The following is a 15,888-nucleotide window of genomic DNA, read 5'->3' as shown; positions in this document are numbered from 1 at the left end:
GCCGTTCGCGGGTCCGACCTGTCTCAGGCGGCGTCGACCTGCCCGTCCGGTCTGACCGTCAGCACCGGGACGGGTGCCGTCCGCAGGACTTCGTCCGCGACGCTCCCGAGGATCCGCCGCTTGAACCCCGACCGCCCAGCGGTTCCCATGACGATCATCTCGGCGTCGAGGTCGGCCGCATAGGCGGCGATCTCGGCCGCCGGGTCGCCGGTTCTGACGACCGCCGTCGCCTCGAGCCCTCGAGCCTCCGCCGCCTCGACGAGATCGTCGGCCCACTCGGCGGCGATCTCGGTCACGTCTTCTTTGGTCCGTGGCCCGCCGCCACCGATCGACGAGATTTCCGCGAGTTTGACGTTGCCGACGGCGACTGCGTGGACCGTCGCCCCGAGTTTCTCGGCGAGACCGAACCCGACGTCGAACGCCTTCTCCGCACACTCACTCCCGTCCGTCGGAATAATGATGTCTGGACTCATCGTCTGTGTACGAACACACCTTCTCAGAGGATGTTTGTATATCTTTCTCCGATTGTGGTGTCTGATCTATGCACAACTGTGGGAAGAAAGTGCTCGATCGAAAACTGGGGGCGCGGTCCTCCTCACCCGTGGCCCGGATAGTCGCGCTCGAAACGCTCGTCGAGCTCCCGGCCGTCGATGGAGACGACCACCGGACGGCCGTGCGGGCAGGCGTAGGGGTTCTCACAGGCGTCGAGCGCCTCGAGCAACTCGACGACCGACCCTTCGGTGAGCGAGGTGTTGCCGGTGATCGAGGGATAACACGCCAGGTCGCCGAGGAACTCGTCGGCCAGCGCGTCGACCGTCTCGCTTCCGGACGTTCGGTCGCCCGCGACGAACGAGGCGAGGACGTCCCGGAGCGCCTCCGGCTCGAGCGTCTTCTCGAGGACGGCGGGGACGGTCGTCACCGCGACCGTCCGCTCGTCGACCCGGTCGGCGTAGAAGCCGAGCCTCGAGAGCGCCTCGCGGTACTGACTGAACGCCTCGGCTTCGACGGCGGTTAGCTCGAGGGTGACCGGTGCGGCCAGCGCCTGTGCCGAGGGGTCGGCCGCGAACGCCTCGCGCAGGCGCTCGTAGTTGACCCGCTCGTCGGCGGCGTGCTGGTCGACCAGGGCGAGTCCGTCGTTAGTTTCACAGACGAGGTAGGTGTCGTGGAGCTGGCCGATGACGCGCAGGCGCGGCAGCGAGTCGAACGCGGTTTCTGCCGTCGCCGACTCGCCCGCGAGCGTCCGCTGTTCGGTCCGTGCGCTGAACGCGCGCTCGCGCTCACGCCCGTCGCTCGGCGTCCCCGGGCGCTGGTCCCCGCCCGTCTCCCCCTCTTCCGCCCCGCTCGAGCGCTCGTCGTCCGCTCCACTCGGCTCCGTCGCCCGCGGCTCACTCGTCTCGGCGCCGCCCGAGCCGCTCGGCTCCGTCCCGTGTTCAGCGCCCGCCTCGCCCGCCTCACCTGCCGGGTTCGCTCGCTCGTCGTCCGGGGTGGGGGACGGACGAACGCCACGCGAGCGGGGAGCGTCCGTCTCGAGCGTAGCGCTCGCCTCACTCGAGCGCACTTCACTGGATTCGCTCGCCGCCTGCGTCCGCGATGGTGTCGCCTCGCTAGCGCCCGCTCGCTGCGCGCCGTCCGCTGTGGCGTCGCTCGCCTCGCTCGAGCGCTCCTCACCCCGTTCGGCCCGTTTCTCGCGTGTTGGCTCGACCGCCGTCTCCGCGGGTGCCGACCGGCCGCGCGGGGCGCTCGAGCGGACCAGGCCGTGCTCGAGGAGCGCCTCGCTCACGGCCGCCTCGACCTGGCGTCTGACCGCATCGTCGTCGTCGAAGCGGACCTCGCGTTTGCGCGGGTGGACGTTCACGTCGACGGCGTCGCCCGGCACCGAGAGGAAGAGGACGACGAACGGGTAGCGGTCGCCGAGCTGGCCGTCGTAGGCGCGCATGATCCCCTCGCGAATCGCCTCGGAGGTGACTGCCCGGCCGTTGACGTAGGTCGCGAGGTACTCGCGACTCGAGCGGTTCGTCTCGGGATGGGAGACGACGCCGGTGACCGACTCGAGCGGACCGACGGGGAGACCGTCTCCGTCACCGTTTCCTGCGCCCTCCACGGAGATCATCGCGCGGGCGACCTCGCGGCCGTAGACGGCGAGGACGGCCGCCTGGAGGTCACCCTGGCCGGTCGTCGCGAACACCTCGCGGCCGTCGTGGCTGAGCGAGACGGCGACCTCGGGGTTCGCGAGCGCGTAGCGGGTCGCGATACGGTTGACGTGGGCGAACTCGGTCGCGGTCGTCTTGAGGAACTTCCGGCGGGCGGGCGTGTTGTAAAAGAGGTCGCGGACCTCGACGCTCGTCCCCTCTGGACAGCCGGTGGGGCCGACGCTCGTCACCGCGCCGCCCTCGTAGACGAGTTCCGTTCCGGTCTCGCTGCCGCGCGCTCGCGTGCGGATCGTCAGCTTCGAGACCGAGCCGATGGTGTGTAACGCCTCGCCGCGAAAGCCGAGCGTCTCGACCCCGGCGTCGAGGTCGGCGACGCTCTCGATCTTGCTCGTCGTGTGCTGGCGGACGGCGGCGCGAACGTCGGTCTCGCTCATCCCGGTGCCGTCGTCGGTGACCCTGAGCGCGTCGGTGCCGCCCGCCTCGACGGCGACCTCGATCCGCGTCGCCCCGGCGTCGAGGGCGTTCTCGAGCAGTTCCTTCACGGCGCTGGCTGGCCGCTCGACGACCTCGCCAGCGGCGATGCGAGCGACCGTGTGTTCGTCGAGTTCCCTGATCGGTGTGTCTCCTGTCATCGTCTCGCGCCCTCGCGGGTTCACCGCCCGATAGGCAACCGACGCCTATGAGTGTGTTCACCGCTCGAGACGGTCCGAGCCAGCGTCGCCGACACGTACCGCTGCATCGGCTGTCGGCTCGTAGCGCACTTCGAACCGCGCGCCCCCGTCGCGTCCGTCCGTCACCGCCAGGCTCCAGCCGTGGCTCTCGACGATGCTCGAGACGATGTGTAAGCCGAGTCCCGTCCCCGCGTCGCTGGTCGTATAGCCCGCCTCGAGCACCGCCTCGCGCTCTTCGGGGTCGATCCCCGGCCCGTCGTCTTCGACGAAGAACCCGACCGGTCGGCCGTCCGCCTCGAGTGTGCCGACGCGCACGTGGACACTTCTGTCAGCAGGATCTGCCGGTCGCGGGCTCGTCGAGCTATGCTCGACTGCGTTCCGAAAGAGGTTCTCGAACAGCTGTGTCAGCTGAGAGGGTGCGGTTTCGACCTCGTGGCCGGCGCTCACCGAGAGCGTCGCGTCGCCGGTCGAGACGTTCGCCCACGCCTCCCGTGCCAGCGTCTCGACGCCACGGCGCTCGCGCGCTTCGCCCGCCCGGCCGTCGCGAGCGAGGGTGAGTACGTCCTCGATGATGGTCTCCATCCGTTCGAGCGCGCGGCCGACCTCGTCGATGTCCGGGTCGTCACCGTGTTCGGCCCGTACCACCTCGAGGTAACCCTGCGCGACGTTGAGCGGATTGCGCAGGTCGTGGCTCACGACGCTCGCGAACTCCTCGAGCCGTTCGTTCTGCGCCTCGAGTTCGCGCTCGTAGCGCCGTCGGTCGGTGACGTCTCTGACGACGACGAGTCGGCCGACGGGTACGTCGTGGCGGTCGGAGACCGGCGTCGCGTCGACGACGACGTAGCGAACGCCGTCTGGAGTCTCAATGGCGAGTGCGTCCGATCCGTTACTCGCTGTCTCGGCTGCGGCGGCGACGGCGGCGGGGACGACCGTCCCGAGGAGGCTTCCGGCGAGTGCGTCGTCCTCGAGACCGAACAGGGCCTTGGCTCGAGCGTTCGCGCTGCGGACCCGGCCGTGTGTATCGACGACGAACACGCCGTCGGTGATGTTGTCCTCGACGGTCGTCCGGGCGACGGGGACGACGTCGACGAGTCGGTAGCGGGTGATCGCCAGGCCGAGGGCGACGGTCGTCACCGCCAGTCCGACGACCGTCAGGTCGACCGGTACCGGCCCGACCACCGAGGCGAGGTTCGCGACCAGCGGCGCGGTGAGACCGACGAGCATGGCGGTCGCCTGTTTGTGGTAGACGGCGTCTCCGTGGGCGAACAGCCCCAGGACGAGCACCGCCGCCACGCCGATGAGCGTGTACGAGTAGAGCACGTGGGTCCAGAACGCAGGTCCCGTGGTGTACTCGTACCAGAACGGGAGTGTCGTCGACGGGGCGATGGTGTGGTAGATCAGGCCGTGGCCCTCGTTGGTGAGCACGAGCGCGTACGTGACCGTCGGGACGACGGCGAGGGCGGCGACCGTCCGCCGGGTGACGAGGTGCGCCCGCCCCGTGTACTCGAGCACCATCACCAGCGCCGCAGGCGAGACGGCGACGACGCCGAGCCAGGCGAGACGCAGCCAGTAGAGACTCGTCTCGAACGAAGCCGTCAGCAGGTTCGCGAGGTCGGCACCGATCCAGACCGACGCCGCCAGCGAGACGACGACGAGCGCTCGAGCGCCGGGCTCACTGCGACGCCGCCAGGCGGCGACGCCGACGACGAGGGTGATCACGAGCGCTCCTGCGAGGAGGAGGCGAAGCCAGGTCAGCGGGGCGCCCTCCATTCACGCTGAGTGCGTCGGCGCCATACTTAGCTGAATCGAGGCGCTAAGCACCCTTCCTCAGCGAGCGAAGCGAGCAGGGAGGGGATACAGCGTCCCCAGAAATCTGCGATTTCTGGTGTGCGAACGAGACACAAAGCGTCTCGTCAACGCCGCATGAGTTCCTTACACTGTTCTACAGCAGGCCCACAGGCCCACGCCCCGAACACTTAACTACACAACGTGTGTAACTTGTGGTGTGGCAAAGCGTAAGAACATTTCAATCCGGGACGACCAAGAGGAGTGGGTTCAAGAGAACCACCTGAATCTCTCTCGGTTCGTCCAAGACAAACTGGACGAACTCATCGAGGAACGCGAGAACTGATGTACTACGCCTACAAGTATCGTCTCGAGCCGTCCGACACCCACCGTGAGGAGTTGGACCGCCACCGCGATATCTGTAGGCAACTGTACAACCACACCCGCTACCGCCTCAACGAGTACCGAGAGAATCACGGCGATCTGCCGTCCATGACCACACTTCGGTCGGAGCTACCTGACCTCAAAAAGTGGTGGGACGGTCTCTCGGACGTGTACTCGAAAGTTCTCCAAACCGTCGTTGAACGGCTGTTCAACAACCTCAGTAGCCTTTCCGCTCTCAAAGAGAAGGGCTACGGTGTCGGGATGCTCAAGTGGAAACCGCCGCGCGAGTTCCGCAGTTTCACGTACAACCAGTCTGGCTTCAAGCTCGACAAGAAGGGCGGTCAGACTGTGCTGTCGCTCTCGAAACTCGCGGACATTCCAATCCGGCTCCACCGACAGATTCCCGACGACGCCACACTCAAACAGGTCACGCTCAAGAAGGAGCCGACCGGCGAGTGGTTCGCCACGTTCGGCGTCGAAGTCGACCGAGAGCCACCGGAGAAGGCTGAGAATCCCAAGAAGTCTGTTGGAATCGACGTAGGGATTCTGAAGTACGCACACGACACCGACGGCCACGCGATTGAATCGGCCGACCTCTCGGACGAACGCGACCGCCTCGAGCGGGAGCAACGCAAACTCTCGCGCAAAGAGCACGGGTCGAACAACTACGAGAAGCAGCGCCGTCGCGTTGCCGAGTGCCACGCCGACCTGAAGAACAAGCGTCGAGACTTCTTGCACAAACTCTCGAACTACTACGCTCGAGAGTACGATCTCGTCGCAGTCGAAGACCTTGACGCGAAAGGTTTGGTCGAGCTTGACGGTAACTCTCGGAACCGTGCCGGAGCGGCGTGGGGAACGTTCCTCCGGATGCTCGAGTACAAGTGCGAACGCGAAGGGACGCACTTCGTGGCTGTCGATCCGGCCGGAACGACCAAAGAGTGTGCGGCCTGCGGTGTCTCGACCGACAAACCGTTGTGGGTCCGCGAACACTCCTGTCCCTCGTGCGGATTCACGGCGGACAGGGATTGGAATGCAGCGTGGAACATTCTTTCTCGCGGTATCAAGAAAGTAGGAGCGGGACGCTCCGAATCAACGTCCTCAGAATCGCACAGCGATTCTGATGGGCTGCGAAAATCGCTCAGCGATTTTCGAACGCCTGTGGAGACTGCGCTCCCTACGGGAACCCATTCGGTTCCTGCAAAGCGCGTTTGTCGAGGGGACCTCGACAGGCTGTCAGACGTAGTCTGACAACGTCGTTGAATCAGGAAGCCCCACCCTCAAGGAGCGAACGGCATCAGCCGTGAGCGAGTAGGGTGGGGTAGTTCACCACCGTTGGCCGCGACAACTGACGGACCGTCTTCGAGACGCCGCATCCGGTCTACCGCCACCGCGTTGTTTTTCCACTCGCTCGCGGTCGGCCTGGAGTCCGCCGCCGTCTCGAGCGAGGGGTCTCGAGGACGAACTCGAGCATCTGTGGAACCACAACGGTTACTTCGCTGCTCTGCTTTCGATGGCTATCGATCCTGACTTTCGTGACTATGGATACACTCACCCACCTGTTCGAAGGGCGCACTGCCTGGGAGGCGACGGCACTCCTGATCGGGACCTCCCTCGCGCTCGCGTTCGTCCTCGAGGTCGTCGTCTTGCGCTCGCTCCTGCGCTTTACCAGCCGAACGAAGACCGAGTACGACTACATCATCGTCGGTGAACTCCGCCTGCCGCTGGTCGTCACGGCCGCGCTGGCGGGCGTCTACCTCCTGACGCAGGTGCCGGCGGTCCTCGAGTCGGTCGTCCTCTCCGAGCGCCAACTCGAGAACTTCTTCGGGCGGCCGGCGCTGTCGGTGATCGTCCTCGCGTGGGCGTTCGCCCTGAACCGCGTCGTCAACCGGATGGTCGAGGAGGTGAAAGACAAGGGGGAACGGTTCGACTTCGCCCCCGTCTTCTCGAACGTCTGGACGCTCGTGGTGATCGGGGGGACGGTCGTCGTGACCCTCTCGATCTGGGAGTACAGCATCTCGCCGCTGCTGGGTGCCGCCGGCGTCGTCGGTATCGCGGTCGGCTTCGCCGCCCAGGACACGGTCGCGAACTTCTTCGGCGGCATCGCGCTCTACTTCGACGACACCTACAAGATCGGCGACTACATCGAACTCGACTCCGGCGAGGCGGGCACCGTCGTCAAAGTCGGCGTCCGCTCGACGACGCTCATGATGCGCGACGAAGTGCTCGTGACGGTTCCGAACTCCTCGTTGAACGAGGCGAAGGTGATCAACCAGTCGGCACCCCAACGGCGCAGACGGCTCAAGGTTCCCGTCGGCGTCGCCTACGGCACCGACATCGACGCGTTCGAGGACCTCGTCATGGAGATCGCCATCGACGAACCGCTGGTCCTCGAGTCGCCAAAGCCGCGGATGCGGTTTCGCTCCTTCGGCGACTCGGCGCTCGAGTACGAACTGCTCTGCTGGGTCGGGTCGCCGGTCCGAGCGAACAAGGCCCGCCACGAACTCAACCGGGCCATCTACAAGAGGCTGAACGCCGCCGACATCGAGTTTCCCTTCCCACAGCACGACGTCCACCTGGTCTCGACGCCTGCGTCGATGGCGGGGTCGACGACACTCGAGTTCGACGACGAGGACGCGGTGGTCTCGAACGGTGTCGACGACGCGACGGTCGCGAGTGACGACCTGACCGCCGACGACGACGACGACTCACCGACCGCCGCCGACTGAACTCCGGACCGCAGGCCAGGCCGCGGGTCTCCGGCTGGCGTCACTCCTCGCCCGGGAGGCGCGACTGCCACTCCTGGACCATCGCCAGCACCTCGAGCGGGGCGACCTCGTTCACGTCGAGTCCGCGGAGTTCCTCGAGCACCGACTCGAGGGCGGGGTCGAGCGGCTCCGAATCGCCGCCGTCGGCGTTCGCCTCGCTCCGGAAGCGGCCGCTGCCGAGGTCGAACACCGTCTGCACCGGTTCGCTCGAGGTTCCGCCTTTCGCCTCGATGGCCTTCTCCTCGCGAAGCCGCTCGAGGACGTCTCTCGAGCGGTCGACGACGGGACCGGGGACGCCTGCGAGATTCGCGACGTGAATCCCGTAGGAGCGGTCGGTGGGACCCTCCCTGACGGTGCGCAGGAAGGTGACGTCGCCGTCGCGTTCGTCGGCGGCGACGTGGACGTTCGCCACGCGCGGGAGGTGGTCGGCCAGGCCGGTCAGTTCGTGGTAGTGGGTGGCGAAGAGGGTGTGTGCCCGGACCTCGTTGTGGAGGTACTCGGTGGCGGCCCAGGCGATGGAGATGCCGTCGTAGGTCGCCGTCCCACGGCCGACTTCGTCCAGAATAACGAGTGACTCCTCGGTGGCGGCGTGGAGGATGTTCGAGAGTTCGCTCATCTCGACCATGAACGTCGAGCGCCCCTGGGCCAGTTCGTCGAGCGCGCCGACGCGCGTGAAGATGCCGTCGACGAGACCGATCCGGGCCTCGCGAGCGGGGACGAAACTGCCGACCTGCGCCAACAGGACGATACAGGCGACCTGGCGCATGTAGGTCGACTTTCCGGACATGTTCGGGCCGGTGACGACGAGAAAGCGCCGCTCGGCGTCGAGACGGACGTCGTTCGGGACGAACTCCGTCGTCTGCTCGACGACCGGGTGTCGCCCCTGGTCGATGGCGAGTTCACCGGGCGGACACAGCTCCGGACACACCCAGCCGTTCTCGGCGGCGTGGGTCGCCAGACTCGCACAGGCGTCGACCGTCGCGAGCGCCCGCCCGACGTCCTGGAGCAGCTGTGCCTCGCTCGCGACCCGCTCGCGCAGGTCACAGAACAGGTCGTACTCGAGGTCCCAGCGGCGCTCCTCGAGTCTGAGCACTTCGCGCTCTCGCTCTTCGAGTTCGGGCGTCGTAAAGCGCTTCGAGTTCTTCAGCGCCTTGATCTCGCGGTAGTGCTCGGGGACGCCGTCGGCCGCCGACCGGCCGACCTGGATGTAGTAGCCGTCGGTCTTGTTCCGGTCGACCGAGACGTGGCTGAGACCGTGGGCGCGTTTCTCCCGGTCGGCGAGTCCGTCGAGCCACTCCCTGACCGCCTCGTGGCGCTCGACGAGGTCGGCTAGCTCGTCGTCGTAGGCGGGCCTGATGAGCTCTCCCTGGGTGACCGTCGACGGCGGCTCCTCGGCGAGTGCCTCCTCGAGTGCGCTCCGGAGTTCGCTCGCGGTGTCGCGGTCGGGCCGGTCGACGACCGCCGCCAGCGGCGAGTCGGCGAGCGCGGGGTCGTTCGCGATCACCTCGCGAACCCGCGGCAACACCGTGAGCGTCTCTCTCACCGCCGAGAGGTCGCGTGCGTCCGCGCTGCCGTGGCTCGAGCGCGAGGCGAGTCGCGCCAGGTCGTAGGCCGTCCCGAGGTGGTCTCTGAGTTCGTCCCGGGCGAGCGCCGCAGAGGCGAGCGCGGCGACACACGCCTGGCGCTCTTCGAGGACGGCGAGGTCGCGACGGGGGCGCTGGAGCCACTCTTTGAGCAGGCGTGCGCCGGGGCTCGTCTCGGTGTGGTCGATGGTGGCGAACAGCGACCCCGCCCGCTCGCCGTGCATCGTCTCGGTGAGTTCGAGGTTGCGCTGGGTGGTCGCGTCGAGGGTGACGTGGTCCTCACCGTGGTGGGCCTGAATGCGCGTCATCGAGGTGAGGACGCCGACGCCGCTATCTTCGACGTAGGCGAGGACGGCCCCCGCCGCCGAGATGGCGAGCCTCGAGACCTCGAGTCGGTCGACGCGCTCGCGGCCGAAGTGGGAGCCGACGGCGTGGCTCGCCCGCTTCGGCGCGAACGATTCGGTGTCGTGGAGGGTGAGCGTCGCGTCGGTCCGCTCGCGGATCCGGTTCAGGAACTCGTCGTCGCCGCGCACCTCGGGTCCGGGGAGGACCTCGACGGGGGCGAAGCGGTAGAGTTCGGTGAGCGCGGTCTCGGCGTCGGCGGCGTCGGCGACCAGGAACCGCCCGGTCGTCACGTCGGCGAAGGCGAGACCGTAGGCGGGGTCGCTCGAGCCACCACCCGTCCCACCTGCGCCCCCCGTTCCGCCCGCGACCACGGCCGCCAGATACTGTGCGTCGGCGTCGCTCGTCTCGAGGAGTGTCCCGGGGGTGACGACGCGGACGATCTCTCTGGCGTGGCCGTCGTCGGTCTCGTACTGGTCGGCGACGGCGACCCGGTAGCCGCGCTCGACGAGCGCCTTCAGGTACGGTGTGAGGTCGCTCACCGGGACGCCCGCCATCGGGTACGACGAGCCGTGTGAGGACTTCTGTGAGACGTTCAACTCGAGTTCCTCGCCGACGAGTTCTGCGTCGTCGGCGAAGAACTCGTAGAAGTCCCCACACTGCATCGCGAGTAAGTCGGCCTCCGTCTCCGCTTTCAGCGAGAGAAACTCCCCGACGATGCCGGTCGCCTCTGTCATACGCTGGGTGTGACGGTCCACCGGTAAAATCCTGCGGATTGCGGGGTGGCTGTGGCCGTCGGTAGCCAGGAGTTCGCTCGCTCGAGTCACCGGCTCTCACATACATATCAGAAAGTATTTCATTCTACAGAACTCTCGAATTTAGTATTCATGTGGGTATGTGGGGGGACTCTTCGATATAGTGTAAACTGTGGTAATATGTGCGAATCTGGGTGGATATGTGCATAAAAGCGGTGATTTATTGGCCGTATTTTCGAGCCTCAACTGGATGTGCACTGGGCACTACAAAACGAGTATTTTACACTAGCATATAAGTAAAATTGTCTAAACCGCTACCACCGCTGCCAACGGTACTCGAGCCGGTCACCCGCTCGCGTGTGGCGTGTTACAACCATATGCTTGTAATCCCGGCCTCGCTCCCGTCGGTGACGGGAACGCGCTCGAGCGCCGGCGGGGGTGTGGAATACGCACCTTTATTCACCCCGCATACGGAGTGGGTCGGTATGCAACGGGATCGACCGCGGCTCACGATCGGGATCGTCGGTCTGGGGACCCACGGGACGAACCACGCCCAGATCCTCACCGCCCTCGGCCACGAGGTGACGGGTGCCGACGCCGATCCGAGCATCCGTGCGGAGTTCGAGGAGCGCTTCGAGACCGAGACCTACGAACGGCCGGCCGACCTCTTCGAGACGGCGATCGACGCCGTGATCATCTCGACGCCGAATAAGTTCCACGAGACGGTCGCGACGGCGGCGTTCGAGGCGGGCCACGACGTGCTGCTCGAGAAGCCACTGGCTCACACCGTCGAGAGCGCCGAACGGATCGTCGAGGCCGCCGAGGCGTCCGGCCAGATCTGTATGGTCGGCTTCCACCACCGCTTTCGCAACCCCGTCCGCATCCTCAAGGAGTACCTCGACGAGGGCTACTTCGGGGAGTTGACCCACATTCAGGCGAAGTTCATCCGACGGCGTGGCGTCCCCGGGCGGGGGACGTGGTACACCTCGAGTGAGTTCGCCGGCGGCGGCGCGCTGATGGACGTCGGCGGCCACCTCCTCGACCTGCTGCTCTACTTCTGTGACTGGCCCGCCATCGAAGACGTGATCGCCACCTCTCGCTCCGAGTTCGGTCCCAGAGAGGACTACGCCTACCTCGAGATGTGGGGTGAAGACGGCGAGGCGAAGATGTACGACGTCGAGGACTCGGTCAACGCGTTCCTCGAGTTCGACGACGGGACGACGGCGGACGTCGAGGTTGCCTGGGCGGTCAACGCCGAGTCGGTCCACACCTACGACCTGCGCGGGACGGCCGCGGGGGCCTCTCTCGACATCACCAACACGCTGACCGAGGTCGACCCCTGGGTCGACCAGCGCCAGGATTTGACGCTCTACGAGGTCCGCGGCGGCGAGGTCGACCACTACGTCGACTCCTCGATCGTCGCCCGCCACAACGACCCCTACGAGGACGAACTCCAGACGTTCCTCGACGCCGTCGTCAGCGGAACTCGCCCCGACCAGACCAACGTCCACCAGGCGATGGCCGTCCAGCGCGCGGTCACGGAGATCTACGCCGCCGCCCAGCGGCGCTGACGTACGCGGGAGCCGTCCGGGCGTCGCTAGGTTTAATCGGACACGGCCCACACTCTTTCAGAGCATGCACACACCGACGGACGCCCCGGGGAAGACGATCAAATCGGTCGAGACGGCCATCAGGCTGCTCGACGCCATCTACGAGCGCGAGGAGGCCGGCGTCACCGAACTCGCCGCCGAGTTCGACCTCTCGAAGAGCACGATCCACCACTACGTCAAGACCCTCGAGCACTACGACTGTCTCGAGAACGTCGACGGCCGCTACCGCATCGGGCTCCGGTTTCTCACCTTTGGCGGCCAGGCCCGGGCGCGAGAGAAGATCTACCAGCTCGCGAAACACGACGTCGATCAGCTCGCCGAGGAGACCGGCGAGGAGGTGCGTCTCGTCGTCGAGCGCAACGGCTACGGCGTCACCGTCTACCAGGCCCAGGGCGCACACGTCGACCGTTCGCGAACCCACGTCGGCAGCATCGAGGAACTCCACTGTACGGCCGCCGGCAAGGCGTTCCTCGCGGCCTTGCCCGACGAGCGCGTCGCGACCGTCCTCGAGGACCTCGAGCTGACGCCCCACACCGAGCGGACGATCACCGACCGGGCGACGCTCGAGGCGGAACTCGAGACGATCCGCACCGAACACGTCGCCTTCGACGAGGAGGAACGCTTCGACGGCGTCCGGTGTGTGGCCTCGGCGATCACGACCCGCTCGGGCGACCTCCTGGGTGCGATCAGCGTCTCGGGGTCGGCCGACCGGCTCACCGGTGAACGCTACCGTCGGACGATTCCCGACCAGATCCGCAACATCGCCGGCGTCGTCGAGATCAATACGACCTACTCCGAGTGGGCGTGAGCCTCGAGGCGGTGGTCACGACGGTCGGACCCGGGCGTTCGGTGTGGCTCGCCCGATTCGTTTGACGATAGGAAACGACCTCGCCCCACCCGCTCCGCCGGCGTTCGTATCTCGTGCCGTCGAGTGACAGTCCCATCTGCCCGCGTCTCCCGTTCTTGACGGTCAATGCGGTCGTTTTCACTCTCAGCGGGAGGTGTCCCCGCGCCACCGTCGCTCGTCAGCGCGTTTGCTATGTGGAATTTCACCGCCGATATGCGCCAGAGACGTTTGACACTGGGAAACGAAATCGGAAACGATCACCGCTTTCGAACCGAAAGGCCGGAGACCGCGGACGTGCGACGGGAACGGACGCCGAAACGTGGCCGGAGACGCCGCCTACACGCGCTCGAGCGATGGCACACGTATTTATACGTGGCCTCCGTACCGTCTTCGCGAGATGGTCCCTGGCTCTCGGTCGTCGCAATTGGTTGCGAGCGTCGTCTGCAGGCGACGTCGGGGGCGCGACGTGAACCGACGACCGAGACACCACTCAGGATACTGACGCATGTACACACACTCTCTCAACGGCACCTGGCAGTTCCGCGCGGCGACCGACGACGACTGGCGGACGGCCGTCGTTCCGGGGGACGTCTACTCAGACCTCCTCGCGAACGGCGTCATCGACGACCCCTACGACGGCGACACCGAACTCGACGTCCAGTGGGTCGGCGAGACCGACTGGACCTACAGCCGTACGTTCACCGTCGACGAGGCGGTCCTCTCTCACGAGCGCCTCCGTCTCGAGTGTCTCGGCGTCGACACCGTCGCCGAGGTGTTCGTCAACGGCGTCTCCGTCGGCGAGACCGAGAACATGCACCGGCGCTACGAGTTCGACCTCGACGGCGTGCTCGAACCCGGCGAGAACGAGGTGACCGTCGCGTTTCGCTCACCCGTCGAGTACGCCGCGAGCGAACTCGAGTCCTACCCCTACGAGGTGCCGCTGATCCGCTACCCCGTCGACCAGCCAGGCCGGAACTTCATCCGGAAGGCCCAGTGTCACTTCGGCTGGGACTGGGGTCCCTGTCTCCCCGGCGTCGGCATCTGGCGCGACATCAGCCTCCTCGCCTACTCGAGTCCGCGCATCAGCTACACGACGACCGAACAGACCCACGAGGACGGCTCGGTCACCCTCGACGTGCGCGTCGGCGCGGACGCGCCACGGGCGGGCAGCTACGACCTCTCGGCCGCAGTCGCTGGCGCGAGCGAGACGCAGACGGTCAGGCTCGAGGAAGGCGAGAACGAACTCGCGCTCTCGCTGACCGTCGAGGAGCCCGACCTCTGGTGGCCAAACGGCTACGGCGACCAGCCGCTGTACGACCTCGAGGTCACGCTCGCCGGCGAGGACGCTCACACCGTCACCGAGCGCATCGGCTTCCGGGACCTGACGCTCCGACGCGACCCGGACGGGGAGGGCGGCGAGACGTTCGAGTTCGTCGTCAACGGCGTCCCCATCTACGCGAAGGGGGCGAACTGGATCCCGACCGAGAACATGCGCGGCCACGTCGAGGACGCACAGTACGAGCGACTGCTCACGAGCGCCGCCGAGGCGCACATGAACATGATCCGCGTCTGGGGCGGGGGCTACTACGAACTCGAGACCTTCTACGACCGCTGTGACGAACTCGGCCTGCTCGTCTGGCAGGACTTCATGTTCTCGTGTGCGCTCTACCCCGCCACCGACGACTTCCTCGAGAGCGTCGAAGCCGAGGTCCGCTACCAGGTCAGACGCCTCGCGAACCGCCCCTCGCTCGCGCTCTGGTGTGGCAACAACGAGAACGAGATGTCGCTGGTCAACTGGTTCGACGACTCCCCACACATCGAGGCCTACTACGCCGACTACCGACGGCTCAACGACGAGACCATCGCGCCCGTCGTCGAAGCCGAAGACCCCTCGCGGACGTTCTGGCCCGGCTCGCCCTCGAGCGGCGGTCTCTTCGGCGACGAGAGCGACCGCGACCCGCACGACCAGCGCCGCGGCGACGTCCACTACTGGGACGTCTGGCACGACGGCGAGCCGTTCGAAGACTACCTCTCGGTGATCCCGCGCTTCGTCTCCGAGTTCGGCTACCAGTCGTTCGCCTCCGTCGACCTCCTCGCCGAGGTCGTCCCCGACGACCAGCTGAACCCGACGGCACCGGTCATGGAGCACCACCAGCGAAACCCCGGCGGCAACCGGCGCATCCTCAAGCGGATGGCCGACCACTTCCGCATCCCCTTCGCGTTCGACGACCTGGTCTACCTGAGCCAGCTCCAACACGGCCTGGCGATGCAGATCGCCATCGAGCACTGGCGGCGGCTCAAACCCTACTGTGCGGGGACGCTCTACTGGCAGCTCAACGACCTCTGGCCGTGTGCCTCCTGGTCGTCGATCGAGTACGGCGGCCGCTGGAAGGCCCTCCAGTACATGACCCGGCGCTTCTACGCGCCCGTCCTCGTCTCGACGGTCGTCGACGAAGAGACGGACGAGGTCGCCGTCTGGCTCACGAGCGACCGCCAGGAGGCGACGGCCGGCACGCTCAGGCTCGAGACCTACACCACCGACGGCGAGTGCCACCTCGTACGTGAGGAGTCGATCACGCTCGAGGGCGACGAGAGCCGCGCGGTCGCGACGCTCGCACTCGGCGAGGACCTCCCCGAGGTTCCGACGGAGACACTCGTCGTCCGCGCGAGCTACGACGTCGACTCGGCCGCCCTCGAGACCTACCCCTCGTTCGCCTTCTTCGAGCCGTACAAACACCTCGAGTTGCCGACGCCGGAACTGTCGGTCTCGGTCGAGGGCACCGACGTGATCGTCGAGTCGACCGACGTCGCGCTGTTCGTCGCGCTCGAGGCTCCCTCGCTGGCGGGGCACTTCTCCGACAACTACTTCCACCTGGTCCCCGGCGAGCGCCGCCGCCTCTCGTTCCGGCCAGCAGACGGGCGCGCTGGCCACGACCTCGCCGATGCGCTCTCGGTGCGGACGCTCACGGACACCTACTGAGCACGCCCGCACTCGC

9 protein-coding genes and 1 pseudogene are annotated in these 15,888 nt (G+C 66.7%); 6 read left to right on the top strand and 4 right to left on the bottom strand.

The genetic code is table 11. The annotated features are described in order from the left end of the window. Positions 1 to 23 precede the first annotated feature (23 nt). The 3 genes from N0B15_RS02555 to N0B15_RS02545 all read right to left on the bottom strand — a co-directional run bounded on the left by N0B15_RS02555 (position 24) and on the right by N0B15_RS02545 (position 4,591). Positions 24 to 473, bottom strand: a complete 450-nt coding sequence (locus tag N0B15_RS02555; protein WP_263017811.1) for a universal stress protein — start codon at positions 471 to 473, stop codon at positions 24 to 26. Positions 474 to 595: 122 nt separating this feature from the next. Beyond that, on the bottom strand, positions 596 to 2,782 hold the full coding sequence (gene mutL / locus N0B15_RS02550; protein ID WP_263017810.1) for a DNA mismatch repair endonuclease MutL: 2,187 nt from the start codon (positions 2,780 to 2,782) through the stop codon (positions 596 to 598). Positions 2,783 to 2,839: 57 nt separating this feature from the next. Further along, positions 2,840 to 4,591 carry a histidine kinase N-terminal 7TM domain-containing protein gene (locus tag N0B15_RS02545; protein ID WP_263017809.1) on the bottom strand — a complete coding sequence of 584 codons (1,752 nt, stop codon included), beginning with the start codon at positions 4,589 to 4,591 and terminating at the stop codon, positions 2,840 to 2,842. A 235-nt stretch (positions 4,592 to 4,826) separates the two neighbouring features. Here N0B15_RS02545 and N0B15_RS02540 point away from each other — a divergent pair, with 235 nt between their 5' ends. The 3 genes and pseudogenes from N0B15_RS02540 to N0B15_RS02530 all read left to right on the top strand — a co-directional run bounded on the left by N0B15_RS02540 (position 4,827) and on the right by N0B15_RS02530 (position 7,716). Next, positions 4,827 to 4,952 carry a hypothetical protein gene (locus N0B15_RS02540; RefSeq protein WP_263017807.1) on the top strand — a complete coding sequence of 42 codons (126 nt, stop codon included), beginning with the start codon at positions 4,827 to 4,829 and terminating at the stop codon, positions 4,950 to 4,952. Continuing rightward, a pseudogene (locus N0B15_RS02535) lies at positions 4,952 to 6,302 on the top strand (RNA-guided endonuclease InsQ/TnpB family protein). Before N0B15_RS02540 ends, N0B15_RS02535 begins: the two are co-directional and overlap by 1 nt. 226 nt (positions 6,303 to 6,528) lie before the next feature. Beyond that, positions 6,529 to 7,716, top strand: coding sequence for a mechanosensitive ion channel family protein (locus N0B15_RS02530; protein ID WP_263017804.1), 1,188 nt, complete (start codon positions 6,529 to 6,531; stop codon positions 7,714 to 7,716). 40 nt (positions 7,717 to 7,756) lie between these two features. Here the strand turns inward: N0B15_RS02530 and mutS are convergent, their stop codons facing one another. Continuing rightward, positions 7,757 to 10,417: a DNA mismatch repair protein MutS gene (gene mutS, locus N0B15_RS02525; RefSeq protein ID WP_263017803.1), complete on the bottom strand. Its 2,661-nt coding sequence runs from the start codon at positions 10,415 to 10,417 to the stop codon at positions 7,757 to 7,759. A gap of 503 nt (positions 10,418 to 10,920) precedes the next feature. Here mutS and N0B15_RS02520 point away from each other — a divergent pair. The 3 genes from N0B15_RS02520 (at position 10,921) to N0B15_RS02510 (ending at position 15,872) form a co-directional block, all read left to right on the top strand. Next, the gene (locus tag N0B15_RS02520) at positions 10,921 to 12,006 is read left to right on the top strand and encodes a Gfo/Idh/MocA family protein (RefSeq protein ID WP_263017802.1); all 1,086 of its coding nucleotides are present in this window, start codon (positions 10,921 to 10,923) and stop codon (positions 12,004 to 12,006) included. A gap of 64 nt (positions 12,007 to 12,070) precedes the next feature. Beyond that, complete coding sequence (locus tag N0B15_RS02515) at positions 12,071 to 12,853, top strand: IclR family transcriptional regulator (protein WP_263017801.1); 783 nt, start codon at positions 12,071 to 12,073, stop codon at positions 12,851 to 12,853. 544 nt (positions 12,854 to 13,397) lie between these two features. After that, on the top strand, positions 13,398 to 15,872 hold the full coding sequence (locus N0B15_RS02510; protein WP_263017800.1) for a beta-mannosidase: 2,475 nt from the start codon (positions 13,398 to 13,400) through the stop codon (positions 15,870 to 15,872). Positions 15,873 to 15,888: the final 16 nt, after the last annotated feature.

Origin of the sequence: Natronobiforma cellulositropha (assembly GCF_025629245.1) — an archaeon.
GTDB lineage: Archaea > Halobacteriota > Halobacteria > Halobacteriales > Natrialbaceae > Natronobiforma > Natronobiforma cellulositropha.
The sequence above is the reverse complement of the archived record's forward strand: the minus strand, read 5'-3'. Positions and strand labels throughout refer to the sequence as shown.